Raw genomic sequence first — 13,758 nt, forward strand, 5'->3', positions numbered from 1 at the left:
GCCGGGCACCTCACGGACGAAGACGGGCCTTCGGCGTCCGGGGCCGAAGCGCCCCGGACGCCGTTCACCGGTTCTGCGACGAGGCCCTCCGACGGCGCGCGGCGCTGACGCCGAGCAGCCCTCCGCCGCCGAGCAGCGCGAGCAACGCGATGCCGAGGCCGGCCGTCGCCGTCTCCTGGCCCGTCTTGCTGAGGGCGGGCCCGCCGGCCGGCGTGGCCAGGGCCGGATGCACCGCCGCGGGCGACGGCACCGGCGGAGTCGAGGGCGTCGGCGGGGTCGGCTTCACCGGCGGAGTCACCGGAGGAGTGAAGGGGAGCACGGCGGTGACGACCGCGTCGTCCGCGTTCGAGCTGACGGGTCGGCCGGCCGCGATGCCGTTGGCCGTCGCGGTGTTCACGATGCTGCCAGCCGCGAAATCTGCGGCGGTCGCGTCGTACGGCGCGGTGCAGACCACGACGTCGCCCGGTTCGAGCGTCGCGGTCGCGCAGGTGATGTTCAGTGCGGGACCAGCAGGGGCGGTGAACACGTCGTCGATGACGAGGTCGGAAACGGTGGCGTTGCCCGTATTGGTGACCCGGAAGGAATACCCCACCTGCTGGCCGATGGCGGTGACCGACGTCGGGGCGGCGCTCTTGTCGAGCGACAGCGACGGCCGCAGCGTGTCGATGCTCACCGTGCACGCGTTCGGCGCCGCGGAGCAGTCCGGGGCGTCCGGTCCCGTCAGCCCGACGGTGTTGGAGACCTCAGTCACCCCGGACGGAATGGGATCGTCGACGATGACGCGGAACGTGAGATCGACTGACTCGCCACCGCCCGGCACCGTGACATCCGTGTGCGCAGCGCAGCCGGTCCCCCCTGGGGCTCCGGCGGCGCAGGCGAAGTCATCCATGCCGGCGGCCGTCGTGTTCGCGGGCACCGTCTCCAGGATGTCCGAGGCGAGCAGCGTGGCGGCGGCGTTGCCGGTGTTCGTGAACCGCATCTGATACGTCAGCGTCTCACCGGGTTCGGCGAGACCCGGAACGCTTCCGGACTCCTCGATGATCGACTTCTCCACCGACACCTCGGCGACGAGCTCGGGTGTGGTCCATTCCACCGTCACCTGAGACTCTCCGTGGGGATCCTCGTCGTAGTCGGTCCAGACGAAGGTGAGGCTGTGAGCACCGGGCGAGTTCGGCGCGATGATCACGCAGTTGACGGCGTTGCCGATGGCCGAGGCGTCGGGCGACACGAATGCGCCGCCCTCGCTCGGGAGCGGTGAGGGGATCGTATTCACCCCGTCATCGCAGGTGAACATCGTGCCGTCCGGTCGATCCGGCGACGTGAGGGTTGAGAGGTGCGGGCCATCGATCGCGAGCTTTGTCGTCACCTGCAGGTCAATGGTCACAGTGGATCCCGTCTGCACGGATCCGCCTCGCACCTGTGCGGTCGTCGACACCCAGGGGTTATCGGACTCGGTTGCGCTGGCAGCACCAGCGGTCCCCACGATCGATCCCACGACGATCGCTGCGGTCAATGACAATGCGGTCAACTTCTTCATTGCAGTCGCCTGGCTTTCTCTGCGTTGCGGTATCCCGTGAAGCGGCGGAGCCCCACAGCCCGCAACGAGAATCACTGCTGTCAGTGTAGGTGAGATCGACGCGTCGAAGTGAGCGAGTGCGGCGAGATGACGCGCGCGTTGCGGGCACATTCCTACTTCTTGAACTCCGGGTGGGCTCGTCCCCCGACGGCCGCACCGGTGACCCGCACCATCCGCGGTATGACGCGACAAGGCCCGGCCGAGGCTACCCTCGCGCCCCGAGAGGTCCCCCTAGCGACCGTAGTCTTGAGGTCGGGGATGCGCACGGCGGCTCCGGGGAGGAACACGATGGCCAGTCATGAGCAGGCGTCGGCGTGGCATCGGTTCTGGGAGCGCGGCGGCTGGTGGCGGTCGCTCGTGGCCGTCGCGGTCTACTACGCGCTCTACCAGGGACTGTCCATCGTGGTCGTGAGTCCCGTCGCCGCGTCCATCGGCGAGGACCCCGCCGCCGCGATCTGGGTCGACTACGCGCTCCCCATCGCGCTCGGCGGAGTGCTGCTGATTCTGTTCGCGTGCTCGCTCGGCTGGCTCCGCGGACTGTTCGGCCCGCAGCCCATCCGCGGACCGTGGTGGATGTGGATCGGGGTCGCCGTCCCGTTGCTGTTCGCCCTGCTGCACGTCGCCTCCATCGACTACGCCCGGGCCGGGCCTGGCGTCGTCATCGCATGGCTGGCCGCGGGTCTCTGCATCGGATTCGCGGAGGAGACGCTCACCCGCGGTGTGGTCGTGAAGCTCATGCGCTCGGCCGGGTATCGCGAGATCTCCGTGGCCGCCGTGTCGTCGGCGCTGTTCGCCGCCCTGCACGCGGGAAACCTGCTCTCCGGCCAGGACCTGCTCTCGACGGTGATCCAGCTCGTCTACACGTTCGCCTTCGGCATCTGCATGTATCTGACGCTGCGGGTCACCGGAAACCTGATCTGGCCGATCCTGCTCCACGCCTCGACCGACCCCTCGACCTCGCTCATGGCGGCGTACCCCGCAGACAACGGCCTCGCCGGGGTCGCCGGGCTGGGCAACTTCGTCGTGATCTTCGTCGGGCTCGTGCTGCTGATCTTCATCCGAGGTCGCGTCGCCGAGCCTCGCGCAGATGGGCTGACACCTGACGCTTGACGCCGAAGCGCGACACGGGTGGGGCCTCCGTACTGAATCGAATGCCGATTCCTGCTCCTCTCTATGTCCCTAGACTCGAAGTGCATATCTATCCGAAAGGCCGGCATGAACATCTGGGGCATCCACAACGACACGTTGACCAACGAGCTCGTGGATGATGCGTTCATCAGCCTCGGCTGGGATGAAGTCGGAGACCTCCGCAAGATCCCACATGGTCGCGAGGGCATCAAGCGGGTACTCGCGGACCAGGAACCGAACGCCAAGCAGCGTTCAATCGCCAACCAGGCCGGCGTTCTCTTCCGGTTCCGTGATGAGATGCGCGTCGGTGACACCGTGATCGCGCCGTACAAGCCTGACTCGACCATCAACATTGGTGTGATCATCGGAGGGTACGAGTACGTGGTCGATGCCCCGACACATCGGCATCGTCATGCCGTTGAGTGGAAGAAGATTGGCATTCCGCGGACCGTCTTCTCACAGAGCGCTCTCTACGAGGTTGGTTCGGCTATCACCGTGTTTCGCGTGCGCAACCACGGCAGGGAGTTCCTTGCTGCACTCGAATCTGATGGCGCGTCTATTGATGAAGTGACCATCGCCGTCGATCAGGTGGCAGCACGCGAGAGCGATGATGCCGTCAGTGACGAGCCGCGTGCCTCACGCATCGATCGCCACACGCGCGACTTCGTACTTGAGACACTGCACAAGAACATCACGCACCGCGAGTTTGAAGAGTTCACCGCGGCTCTCCTGCGCGCGCTTGGATACGAGGCACGCGTCACCCAGTACTCCCAAGACGGCGGCGTCGACGTCATCGCACACCGTGACCCGCTCGGCGTGGAGCCGCCTCAGATCAAGGTGCAGTGCAAGCACCTCACAGGCACCATCGGATCCCCCGACGTGCAACGACTCGTCGGCACCCAAGGCCCTGGCGAGCACTCGCTATTCGTAACTCTGGGGAGCTACAGCAAGGACGCACGAATGATCGAGCAGCAAAGACCTGGCCTGCGTCTCCTCAGCGGCGAAGACATCGTAAGCCTCGTGCTCGAACACTACAGTGAGCTTCCCGAGCGATGGCGGAACGAGATCCCACTGACCAGTGTGCTTGTGGTGTCAGACGAGGCGTAGGGGTTCGGCGGTATCGACGAGCCATTTCGTAGGCCTGTTCGCCGCATCCGAGGGTGCGGCACGCCACCGCGACCGGCCCCCTGTCCCGAGCACCGGTCGCGGCCAGCTCGTGGACGAGCGGGTAGGTCATCTCGGGGTCGTGATATAGACCTGCGACACACATACCGCCGTGCTACGAAGCACCTCGTTCTCCATCTCGAGCTCCCGGAAACGCTTCACCGCGGCAGAAATCGCGCACGAGCTCATCACTGTAGTTCTGTATTGATCCTTCCAGCACCGCGGCCATCGCCAGTGCCGCTCGGCTCCATCCCGATGGCGAACCGCTCGGGCTCACCGTGGTGCGCGCCCTAGGCGAACGCGATGCTCGCGATGATCCGCTCGCGGAGCAGATGGGCCTCGTCCTCTGACATGGTGACCGGGGTCTGAATTTCCACGGTCCACTGCCGATCCTCGTGGAGCCCGCCCAGCCAGAGGGAGCGCATGAGGTCGTCCGAGGCCTCGGCAGTCCAGGCCTCCACTCCGTCGACCGTCCGGTCGTCGAGCCGGGTCGGCTTCGGGTCGTTCGCGGAGACGTCGAGAAAGGCCTGGGCGTCGAGATCGAGATCGCTCTGCACGGCCGGCAGATCACTGATCGTCACCATCACCGGGTATCCGTCGTCCATGAGGGCGGTCGCCGATACCGTCAGCTCCCCAGACTCCGGTCGAAGCCAGCGCAGATCCTCGGTGAGGCGCAGGGTCAAAGTCCGGATCTCGAGCATCTCGCCCTCCGCAGGAGGAACCTCAGGCTCAGCCGGCCCGGAAGGCGCGGTGCTCGTCGGGGCCGTCGTGGACTCCCGAGGTTCCGCGCCCGAGAGGCCGCAGCCCGAGAGCGCGAGCATCAGCGAGAGGCCGATCAGCACGACACCTGCGGCAGAGGGGGAACGCATTCGCATGAGAACTCCTGAGCGCCGTGGCCGTATTCACCCGGCCAGTGCTCTCAGTTCCCTGAGTTCCGGAGCTCCCACGTGATGCCTCGCGAAGCACGGGGCTGGGCGTGAGGAATCGCGCGTAAGAAAGCTGACCGTCACCACATCGTACCCGAGATTGCGAATCGACCTTGGAGTCATGACCACACCGCTGGAAGCCTCGCATGAACACGTATCGGTTCGCGAGCAGCACACTCACGCACGAACGACGAAGCGGCTCGGATCCTGAACCGGATCCGAGCCGCTCTCGCCATTTCGTGAACTCGGGCTTCACATGAAGTGAAACACCCCTCGTGCGCGAGGGGGGACTTGAACCCCCACGCCCTTGCGGGCACTGGCACCTGAAGCCAGCGCGTCTGCCAATTCCGCCACTCGCGCGAGTCGTGATCCGGGCGGCCTCGCCTGGACAACTCTGCAATCTTAGCAGCACCGCGGCGCTCACACCAAAGCGTCCGGTCGGCGGGCTAAACTGGGCCACATTCGGCCGCCTTGGCTAGGGTGGCACACTGACGACAGCACGGACACGACGGCGCGGCAGCGCAGGAGCACACGGAACGGGGGTGGGGCGCATGGGCATTCTGGACAGCGTGGAGCGCGGGCTCGAGCGCGCCGTCAACGGCGCCTTCGCCCGCACCTTCCGCTCGGGCGTGCAGCCGGTGGAGATCGCCTCGGCGCTCAAGCGCGAGCTCGACATCGGCGCCGTGATCGTCGACCGGGATCGCGTGCTCGCCCCCAACCGCTTCGTCGTCCGCGTCTCCGAGAAGGACGCGACGCGCCTGCAGAATCTCGGCGCCTCGCTCGAGCAGGAGCTGCGCGGGGTCGTGCTCAAGCACGCGAAGCGCCAGAGCTACCAGCTGATGGGCGAACCCGACGTCGAGATCCGCGCCGACCACGCCCTCACGACCGGGGTCGTCGAGATCGACGCCTCCCGCGTCGAGGGCGCCGTCGACTGGGTGGCCGTGATCGACGTCGACGGGGCGCGGCACGAGCTGCGGCGCGGCACGACGACGGTCGGCCGCGGCACCGACTGCGGGATCCGGATCGGCGACAGCGCCGCCTCCCGCAAGCACCTCGAGATCATCTGGGACGGCCAGGCCGGCATCGCCCGAGATCTCGGCTCCACCAACGGCTCGAAGATCAACGGCCAGCGCTTCCGCGAGGCGGCCCTCTCCCCCGGCATCGCCATCACCATCGGCCAGACCGCGCTGCGCTTCCAGCTCGTCCCGGGCCGCGCCCAGCGCTCGGTGCCCCAGGCGCAGCCCCAGGCCCAGGCCCAGGTGCGCCCCGCCGCGCCGAGCGCCCCGCAGCCGCAGCCGCCCCGCCCGGCCCCCGCAGACCCGCACGTTCCGTCTCGCGCGCACCGCGCGCCCGGCGCCGCCCCGCAGGCGCCCGATCCCCGGTCCGGCGATGCCCCGAGCATCGACCAGGACTTCTGGAGGGGCCTATGAGCGAATTGACCCTGTTGATCCTGCGCATCGGCTTCCTGGTGCTGCTGTGGTTCTTCATCTTCGCGATCGTCTACGCGCTGCGCAGCGACCTCTTCGGCGCCCCGGTGCGCCGGCTGAAGGGCGACTCGGGCGCGCCGCAGGTCGTCACGCCGCAGTCCCCGGCCCCGGCCCCCGCGGCGCCGCGGCCGTCGCAGGCTGCGGCGCCCCCCTACACGGGCCCCGCGATCACGCCGAGCGGCGGCGCGCTGCCCTCGGCCGGCGGCGGGGGCGCGGCGCGCTCCCTCGTCATCACCTCGGGGGTCGCCTCCGGCACCGCGATCACGCTCGATGAGGATCTCGTGACCATCGGCCGCTCCAGCGACTCCACCCTCGTCATCGTCGACGAGTACACCTCCACGCATCACGCGCGCCTCGCCCGCACCGGCGAGCAGTGGATCCTCACCGACCTCGACTCGACCAACGGCACCCGCCTCGACGGCGCCCGCGTCACCGCCTCCGTCCCCGTCCCGCCCTTCACCCCGGTCACCATCGGCACGACGACCTTCGAGCTGAGGCCCTGAGCGTGGGAGTCGCCTACACCAGCGCCATCGGCTCGCATGTCGGGATGGTGCGGTCGAACAACCAGGACTCCGGCTTCGCCGGCGGGCACCTCTTCCTCGTCGCCGACGGCATGGGCGGCCACGCGGGCGGCGACGTCGCCTCCGCCATCGCCGCGAAGGCGCTCTCGAGCCTCGACGTGCCGCCGACGGGCAGCGCCGAGACGGCCACGAACGCGCTCCGCACCGCCATCCTCGAGGCGAACGCGAAGCTCCGCGCCACCGTGCGCGAGCGCCCCGAGCTCGCCGGCATGGGCACGACCTTCACGGGCTTCATCCCCGTCGGCGACCGCCTCGCCCTCGCCCACATCGGCGACTCGCGCCTCTACCTGCTGCGCGACGGCGCGCTGCAGCAGATCACGAAGGATCACACCTTCGTGCAGCGCCTCGTCGACAGCGGCAAGATCACCGAGGAGGAGGCGAAGACGCACCCGCGGCGCTCCGTGCTCATGCGCGTGCTCGGCGACGTCGACTCCTCCCCCCAGGTCGACACCCGCGTGCTCGACACCCGCCCGGGCGATGTCTGGCTGCTGTGCTCCGACGGCCTCTGCGGCTACGTCGAGGACGACGACATCGAGAAGATCCTGCGCCGCCGCACCTCGTTGCAGGGCGCCGTCGACGCCCTCATCGACAAGAGCCTCGCCCACGGCGCCCCCGACAACGTGACGGTCGTGCTCGTCGAGACGGAGGCCGCCCCGGAGCTCGATCCCGACGACACCCGCGAGCTCGTGGAGGCCGAGCGCCGCTTCGTCGGCTCCGCCGCGACCGCGCCCGAGCCGCGCGACGGCGCCGTCTCCACCGCCCGCACCCGCATCCTCGGCCGCCGCCGGCCGGTGCGCCGCCCGCCGGTCGTCGAGGAGAGCCACTTCGAGCCGCGCGTGGACGAGTACCTCGCCGAGCTCATCGCCGAGACCCGCCGCCGCAACCGCAACCGGCGCGTCCTGTGGGCGCTCGGCGCCGTCGTCGTGCTGCTCGGGATCGCGGGCGCCCTCGGCCTCGGCTACCAGTGGACGCAGTCCCGCTACTTCGTCGGCACCGACGGCGAGACCGTCATCATCTACCGCGGCGTGCAGCAGAACCTCGGATCCTTCTCCCTGCACAGCGTCGCCGAGGACACCGACATCCCGCTCTCCGAGCTGGACGGCCTCGAGCAGCGCCAGGTGGAGCGCACCCTCGGCGCCGGCTCCCTCGAGGAGGCGCGCGACATCGTGCTGCGATTGGGGGTGCACGAGGATGAGTGAGCCCCGCAGCTTCGAGAAGACCCGCACGAGCGAGACCGTGCTGCAGCGCATCACGGCGCTGCGCGCGCCCCGACTCCTCCTCACCCTCGAGCTCGCGCTCCTCCTCCTCGCCGTGGCCATCGGCGTCGCCGCCGTCGTCATCGTCGACCTCACCGTGCGCGGCGCGCTCTCCACCGAGCTCCTCCCCGCGGGCGTCGTCTTCGTGCTCGCGCTCATGGCGCTGCACATCACCATCCGCCGCATCGCGCCCGACGCCGACCCGCTCATCATGCCCATCGCGGCCTTCCTGAACTCGGTCGGCATCGCGATGATCTACCGCATCGACCTCGCCCGCGAGGTCAGCGGCTGGGAGTCCACCTCGGTGCGGCAGCTCGTGTGGTCCACGGTCGCGCTCGTCGCCGCCATGGCGGTGCTGTTGCTCATCCGCAACCACATGGTGCTGTTCCGCTACACGTACCTCACGGGGCTCGCCGCGGTCATCCTGCTGCTGCTGCCGATGCTGCCGGGCATCGGCCAGACGATCAACGGCGCGCGCGTGTGGATCCACATCGGCTCCTTCTCCTTCCAGCCCGGCGAGATCGCGAAGATCCTGCTCGCCGTCTTCTTCGCGGGCTACCTCGTGCGCAACCGTGATTCGCTCGCGATGGTCGGCAAGAAGGTGCTCGGCATCCGCTTCCCCCGCGCCCGCGATCTCGGTCCGCTGCTCGTCTTCTGGCTCGCGGCCATGTCCGTGCTCGTGTTCCAGCGCGACCTCGGCACCTCGCTGCTCTACTTCGGCCTCTTCCTGTCCATGCTCTATCTCGCGACGGCGCGGATCGGCTGGATCATCCTCGGCGTCGGTCTCTTCCTCGTCGGCGGCCTCGTCGCGAGCCAGACCCTCTCCTACGTGGGCGACCGCTTCGCGAACTGGCTCGACCCCTTCGCCGACGCGCACGGCGCGAGCTACCAGATGGTGCAGGGCCTCTTCGGCATGGCGAACGGCGGCATGACCGGCACGGGCCTCGGCCAGGGCTACCCCGACGACACGCCCCTCGCCCAGAGCGACTACATCGTGCCGAGCCTCGGCGAGGAGCTCGGGCTCATCGGCCTGTTCGTCGTGCTCGCGTGCTACCTGCTGCTCGTGGGCCGCGGGCTGCGGATCGGCTTCGCCGGCCACGACGACTTCGGCAAGCTCCTCGCCTCCGGCCTCGCCTTCTCGATCGCGCTGCAGGTGTTCATCGTCGTCGGCGGCGTCACCCGCGTGATCCCCCTCACCGGCCTCACGGCGCCCTTCCTCGCCGCGGGCGGATCCTCCCTCGTCTCGAACTGGATCATCATCGCCCTGCTCATCCTCCTGTCCGGGTCGGTCCGCAGTCGTCCGAAGCTGGTGATCCGCGCATGAACAAGCCGCTGAAGTTCATTTCCCGCACCGTGTTCGGCATGTTCCTGGTGCTGTTCTTCTCCGTCACGATGATCCAGTTCGTGTCGGCGGACGAGCTGCGCGCGAACGAGCTCAACACGCGCACCATCAAGAACGGCTACAAGGTCGAGCGCGGCTCGATCCTCGTGAACGGCGACCCGATCGCCTTCTCGACGCCCACCGACGACTCCTTCCGCTACCTGCGGCAGTACTCGGCCGGCCCGCTCTACGCGCCGGTCACCGGCTACTACTCGCACACGCAGGGCATGACCGGCCTCGAGGCCGCCATGAACCAGGATCTCTCGGGCATCGGCAACGCCCAGTTCTTCACCCGCCTGATGAACACCCTGAACGGCGTCTCGCCCCAGGGCAGCTCCGTGGAGACGACGATCGATCCCGCGGCGCAGGAGGCGGCGGTCGCGGCGCTCACCGAGGGCGGCTTCTCGGGCGCGGTCGTCGCGATCGAGCCGGACACGGGCAGGATCCTCGCGCTCGCCTCTACGCCCTCCTACGACCCCAATCTGCTCTCGAGCAACAGCGACGCCGACATCATCACGAACTACAGCCAGCTCGAGGACGATCCGGGGCAGCCGCTCGTGAACCGCGCGATCGCCGGCGACCTGTACCACCCGGGCTCGGTGTACAAGCTCCTCGTCGCGGCCGCCGCGATCGAGGCCGGCGAGGCGAAGCCGAGCTCCGAGTACGCGAACCCGGCGCAGCTCGCGCTGCCGCAGTCGAGCGCCGTGATGCAGAACGCCTCGCGCAGCACCTGCGGCGCGGGGGCGAAGGCGACGCTCGAGCAGGCCATCGTCATGTCCTGCAACATCCCCATCGCCGAGCTCGCGATGAGCATGGACCGCGACGCGGTGCCCGAGATGGCGCACGCCTTCGGCTTCGGGCAGGACATCGAGATCCCCCTCGCCGTCACCCCGTCGACCTCCGAGATCCCCGAGGACCAGGCGCAGACCGCGCTCTCCTCCATCGGCCAGCTCGACGTGCGCGCGACGCCGCTGCAGATCGCCATGGTCTCGGCCGGCATCGCGAACGGCGGCGAGGTGATGACGCCCTACCTCGTGGAGAAGGTCATCACCCCCGACCTGCGCGCGGAGAAGGAGTTCTCGCCCGAGACCTTCAGCACGCCGATCTCGCGGGAGACCGCGGACGCGGTGGGCGAGATGATGGAGCACGGCGTCTCGAACCCCGAGGGGCTCGCGCAGAACGCCGGGATCGACGGCGTGCGCGTCGCGGGCAAGACCGGCACCGCGGAGAACGGTACGGACGAGGACGGGAATGACCTTCCCTTTACGCTGTGGTTCACGGGCTTCGCGCCGGTCGACGACCCGCAGGTCGCGGTCGCGGTCGTCATCGAGGACGCGGGCGGCGAGGCATACAACTTCGAGGGCGGATCGTCCGATCTGCCCACGGCTGTCGGAAAACGAGTAATGGAAGCGGTGTTGAGCGAATGAGGCCATCGGCAGGGATCACATTCGGCGGACGCTACGAGCTGAGCTCTCGGATCGCCGTCGGAGGCATGGGCGAGGTCTGGAAGGCCACCGACAGCATCATCGGCCGCACCGTGGCCATCAAGATCCTCAAGGACGAGTACATGGGGGATCCGGGCTTCCTCGAGCGCTTCCGCGCCGAGGCCCGCCACGCCGCGCTCGTCAATCACGAGGGCATCGCGAACGTCTTCGACTACGGCGAGGAGCAGGGCTCCGCGTACATCGTCATGGAGCTCGTGCCGGGCGAGCCGCTCTCCTCGATCATCGAGCGCGAGGGGCGCCTGCCCGCCAACCGCGTGCTCGGGATCGTGGCGCAGACGGCGACCTCCCTCCAGGCCGCGCACGACGCCGGACTCGTGCACCGCGACATCAAGCCGGGCAACCTGCTGATCACGCCCGAGGGCCGCGTGAAGATCACGGACTTCGGGATCGCGCGGATCGCGGATCAGGTGCCGCTGACGGCGACGGGCCAGGTCATGGGCACCGTCCAGTACCTCGCGCCCGAGCAGGCGAGCGGCCACACGGCGACCCCCGCGACCGACATCTACTCCCTCGGCGTCGTCGCCTACGAGTGCCTCGCGGGGAAGCGCCCCTTCACCGGGGAGTCGCAGGTCGCGATCGCCATGGCGCAGATCAACGACACCCCGCCCGACCTCCCGGCCGATGTGCCCGAGCCGGTGCGGAACCTCGTCTACGCGTGCCTCGCGAAGGACGCCGCGGGCCGTCCGCAGACCTCCGCGAAGCTCGCCCAGGCGGCCACGGCGCTGCACCGCGGCGACGTGCAGCTCGCGGCGAGCTACGTGCCGCAGGTGCTCGGCGCGCAGGAGCCGGCGACCACGGCACTGCCGCAGACGACCACCGCGATGGACGCGGCGACCACCGCGCTGCCGCAGACGACCGCGCTCGCGGGGCAGACCGGCGCCACGACCGCGCTGCCCGACGGCCTCGACGCCGAGGGCGAGGCGGAGGAGGAGCTGCAGCCGAAGAAGAAGAGCCGCTGGCGCTGGCCGCTCATCACCCTCATCGCCCTGCTCGTGCTCATCGGCGCGGGCACCGCCTTCGCCCTGTGGGGCAACACGGGCGGCGGCGAGGAGAAGCCGACGACCACGAAGACCACGACCACGAAGAAGCCCACGACCTCGGCCGCGCCGACGACGGGCGTCGTCGACGAGAGCCAGATCGTGGGGCAGAACGTCGACGTGGCGGTGGGGTATCTCGAGGGGCTCGGCTTCACGAACATCGTCACCCGCGCCGGCAACCAGGCGCCCGACGACCAGGTGAATATCGTCACCTCGGTCAACCCGACGGGGAACAAGGTCGACTTCGCCGAGGAGATCGTGCTCACCTACAACGTCGCCTTCGGCGACGTCGCGGCGCCCGCGACGCCGACCGCGAGCCCGGCCACGGTCGACTCGGGCGGCACGACCACCGTGAGCTGGCCGGTCGCGAGCTGCCCGACGGGGCTCACGCTCCAGGCCTACAACGTGAGCATCTCCGGCGACGGCTCCGGCTCCGGTTCGGTGCCGAGCCCGAGCGTCACGATCACGGCGGCGACGCTGGAGCCGGGCGCGGCCGATGGCGCCATCACGGTCTCCTACTCCGTCACCTGCGGCAACGGGGCGGACGTCAAACGCGACTCGGTCGCCTCCGAGGCGATCACCATCGTCGTCACGGCCCCGCCGGCCGAGGACGACGATGACGCCGACGCGAACGGCAACCCCGAGGGCAGCAGCTCGAGCGGCGGCAACGGCGCGAACGGCACCGCCAGCACGGGCGGCTGAACGGCGCGGGGCCCGGGGTTCCCCGCGACCCTGCAGGGATCGCCGCCGCGACAGGATAAACTGATCGCGGACCATACTGAGCACGGAAGAGGTGAACATGCCGGAGTCGACGGGCGTGGGCGAGCAGCGCATTCTCGCCGGGCGCTACGCCATCGGCGAGTTCGTCGGGCAGGGCGGCATGGCCACCGTGTACCGCGGCACCGACACCAAGCTCGGCAGACCCGTCGCCATCAAGGTGATGAAGGCCGATCTCGCGGGCGACGAGCAGTTCCGCTCGCGCTTCCGCCAGGAGGCGCAGTCCGCCTCCCGCATGGCGCACCCCACCGTCGTGCGGGTCTTCGACGCCGGCGACGACCTCATCCAGACCGCGGAGGGCCCGAAGCGGCTGCCCTTCATAGTCATGGAGTTCGTCGAGGGCACGAACCTGCGCCAGCTCGCCGCCGAGGGCAGCTCTCCCAGGCCGAGGCGTGCCGCGTCGTCGACGCCGTGCTCACCGCGCTCGAGTACTCCCACCGCGCCGGGATCGTGCACCGGGACATCAAGCCCGCGAACATTATGATCACCAAGACCGGCCAGGTGAAGGTCATGGACTTCGGGATCGCCCGGGCCGTCTCCGAGACCTCCTCGACGCTGCAGCAGACGACCGCGATCCTCGGCACCGCCGCGTACTTCTCGCCCGAGCAGGCCAAGGGCGAGGCGATCGACGCCCGCACCGACCTGTACTCGACGGCGGTGCTGCTCTACGAACTCCTCACCGGCGAGGTGCCCTTCCGCGGCGACACCGCCGTCGCGGTCGCCTACCAGCACGTCAGCGAGCGCCCGACGCCGCCGAGCGAGCGCAAGAGCGGCATCCCGCCCGAGCTCGACCGCGTGGTGCTCTACGGTCTCGCGAAGGATCGCGCGAAGCGCTTCCAGTCGGCCGCGGAGTTCCGGGACGCCCTGCGCATCGCCGCGAGCGGCAAGATGCCGAAGCTCGCCGTGCAGAACCAGGACACCGTGCTCTTCTCCGGCGGCG

The 13,758-nt window shown here is 69.3% G+C and carries 10 protein-coding genes, 1 tRNA gene and 1 pseudogene; 9 read left to right on the plus strand and 3 right to left on the minus strand.

Annotation, left to right across the window (positions count from 1 at the left end; genetic code table 11):
* Positions 1–64 precede the first annotated feature (64 nt).
* Positions 65–1,612: a DUF7507 domain-containing protein gene (locus MUN78_RS15405; protein WP_244727619.1), complete on the minus strand. Its 1,548-nt coding sequence runs from the start codon at positions 1,610–1,612 to the stop codon at positions 65–67.
* Positions 1,613–1,864: 252 nt separating this feature from the next.
* Between MUN78_RS15405 and MUN78_RS15410 the strand changes: the two genes are divergently transcribed.
* The gene (locus MUN78_RS15410; RefSeq protein WP_244727620.1) at positions 1,865–2,686 is read left to right on the plus strand and encodes a CPBP family intramembrane glutamic endopeptidase; all 822 of its coding nucleotides are present in this window, start codon (positions 1,865–1,867) and stop codon (positions 2,684–2,686) included.
* A gap of 105 nt (positions 2,687–2,791) precedes the next feature.
* Positions 2,792–3,811, plus strand: coding sequence for a restriction endonuclease (locus MUN78_RS15415; protein ID WP_244727621.1), 1,020 nt, complete (start codon positions 2,792–2,794; stop codon positions 3,809–3,811).
* A gap of 347 nt (positions 3,812–4,158) precedes the next feature.
* On the opposite strand, the gene MUN78_RS15420 is transcribed toward MUN78_RS15415, so the two are convergent.
* Complete coding sequence (locus tag MUN78_RS15420) at positions 4,159–4,743, minus strand: hypothetical protein (RefSeq protein WP_244727623.1); 585 nt, start codon at positions 4,741–4,743, stop codon at positions 4,159–4,161.
* Between the two features lie 327 nt (positions 4,744–5,070).
* Positions 5,071–5,154 (minus strand) — tRNA-Leu (locus MUN78_RS15425).
* A 191-nt stretch (positions 5,155–5,345) separates the two neighbouring features.
* On the opposite strand from MUN78_RS15425, the gene MUN78_RS15430 reads away from it, so the two are divergent.
* The 7 genes and pseudogenes from MUN78_RS15430 to MUN78_RS16765 form a co-directional block, all read left to right on the plus strand.
* Positions 5,346–6,224, plus strand: a complete 879-nt coding sequence (locus tag MUN78_RS15430) for an FHA domain-containing protein (RefSeq protein ID WP_244727625.1) — start codon at positions 5,346–5,348, stop codon at positions 6,222–6,224.
* Positions 6,221–6,784 (plus strand): FHA domain-containing protein FhaB/FipA, encoded by a 564-nt coding sequence (locus MUN78_RS15435; protein WP_244727627.1) that lies wholly within the window; start codon positions 6,221–6,223, stop codon positions 6,782–6,784. The genes MUN78_RS15430 and MUN78_RS15435 overlap by 4 nt, the downstream gene beginning before the upstream one ends.
* Before the next feature lie 2 nt (positions 6,785–6,786).
* Positions 6,787–8,061: a Stp1/IreP family PP2C-type Ser/Thr phosphatase gene (locus MUN78_RS15440; RefSeq protein ID WP_244692139.1), complete on the plus strand. Its 1,275-nt coding sequence runs from the start codon at positions 6,787–6,789 to the stop codon at positions 8,059–8,061.
* Positions 8,054–9,442, plus strand: coding sequence for an FtsW/RodA/SpoVE family cell cycle protein (locus MUN78_RS15445; protein WP_244692140.1), 1,389 nt, complete (start codon positions 8,054–8,056; stop codon positions 9,440–9,442). Before MUN78_RS15440 ends, MUN78_RS15445 begins: the two co-directional genes overlap by 8 nt.
* Entirely contained in the window at positions 9,439–10,926 is a 1,488-nt protein-coding gene (locus MUN78_RS15450; RefSeq protein ID WP_244727629.1) for a peptidoglycan D,D-transpeptidase FtsI family protein, read from the plus strand. The genes MUN78_RS15445 and MUN78_RS15450 overlap by 4 nt, the downstream gene beginning before the upstream one ends.
* The gene (locus MUN78_RS15455) at positions 10,923–12,743 is read left to right on the plus strand and encodes a protein kinase domain-containing protein (protein WP_244727631.1); all 1,821 of its coding nucleotides are present in this window, start codon (positions 10,923–10,925) and stop codon (positions 12,741–12,743) included. Before MUN78_RS15450 ends, MUN78_RS15455 begins: the two co-directional genes overlap by 4 nt.
* A gap of 178 nt (positions 12,744–12,921) precedes the next feature.
* Positions 12,922–13,595, plus strand: a pseudogene (locus MUN78_RS16765) (protein kinase domain-containing protein); the annotation flags it as partial.
* Positions 13,596–13,758 lie beyond the last annotated feature (163 nt).

The organism is Leucobacter allii (genome assembly GCF_022919155.1).
Classification (GTDB): domain Bacteria; phylum Actinomycetota; class Actinomycetes; order Actinomycetales; family Microbacteriaceae; genus Leucobacter; species Leucobacter allii.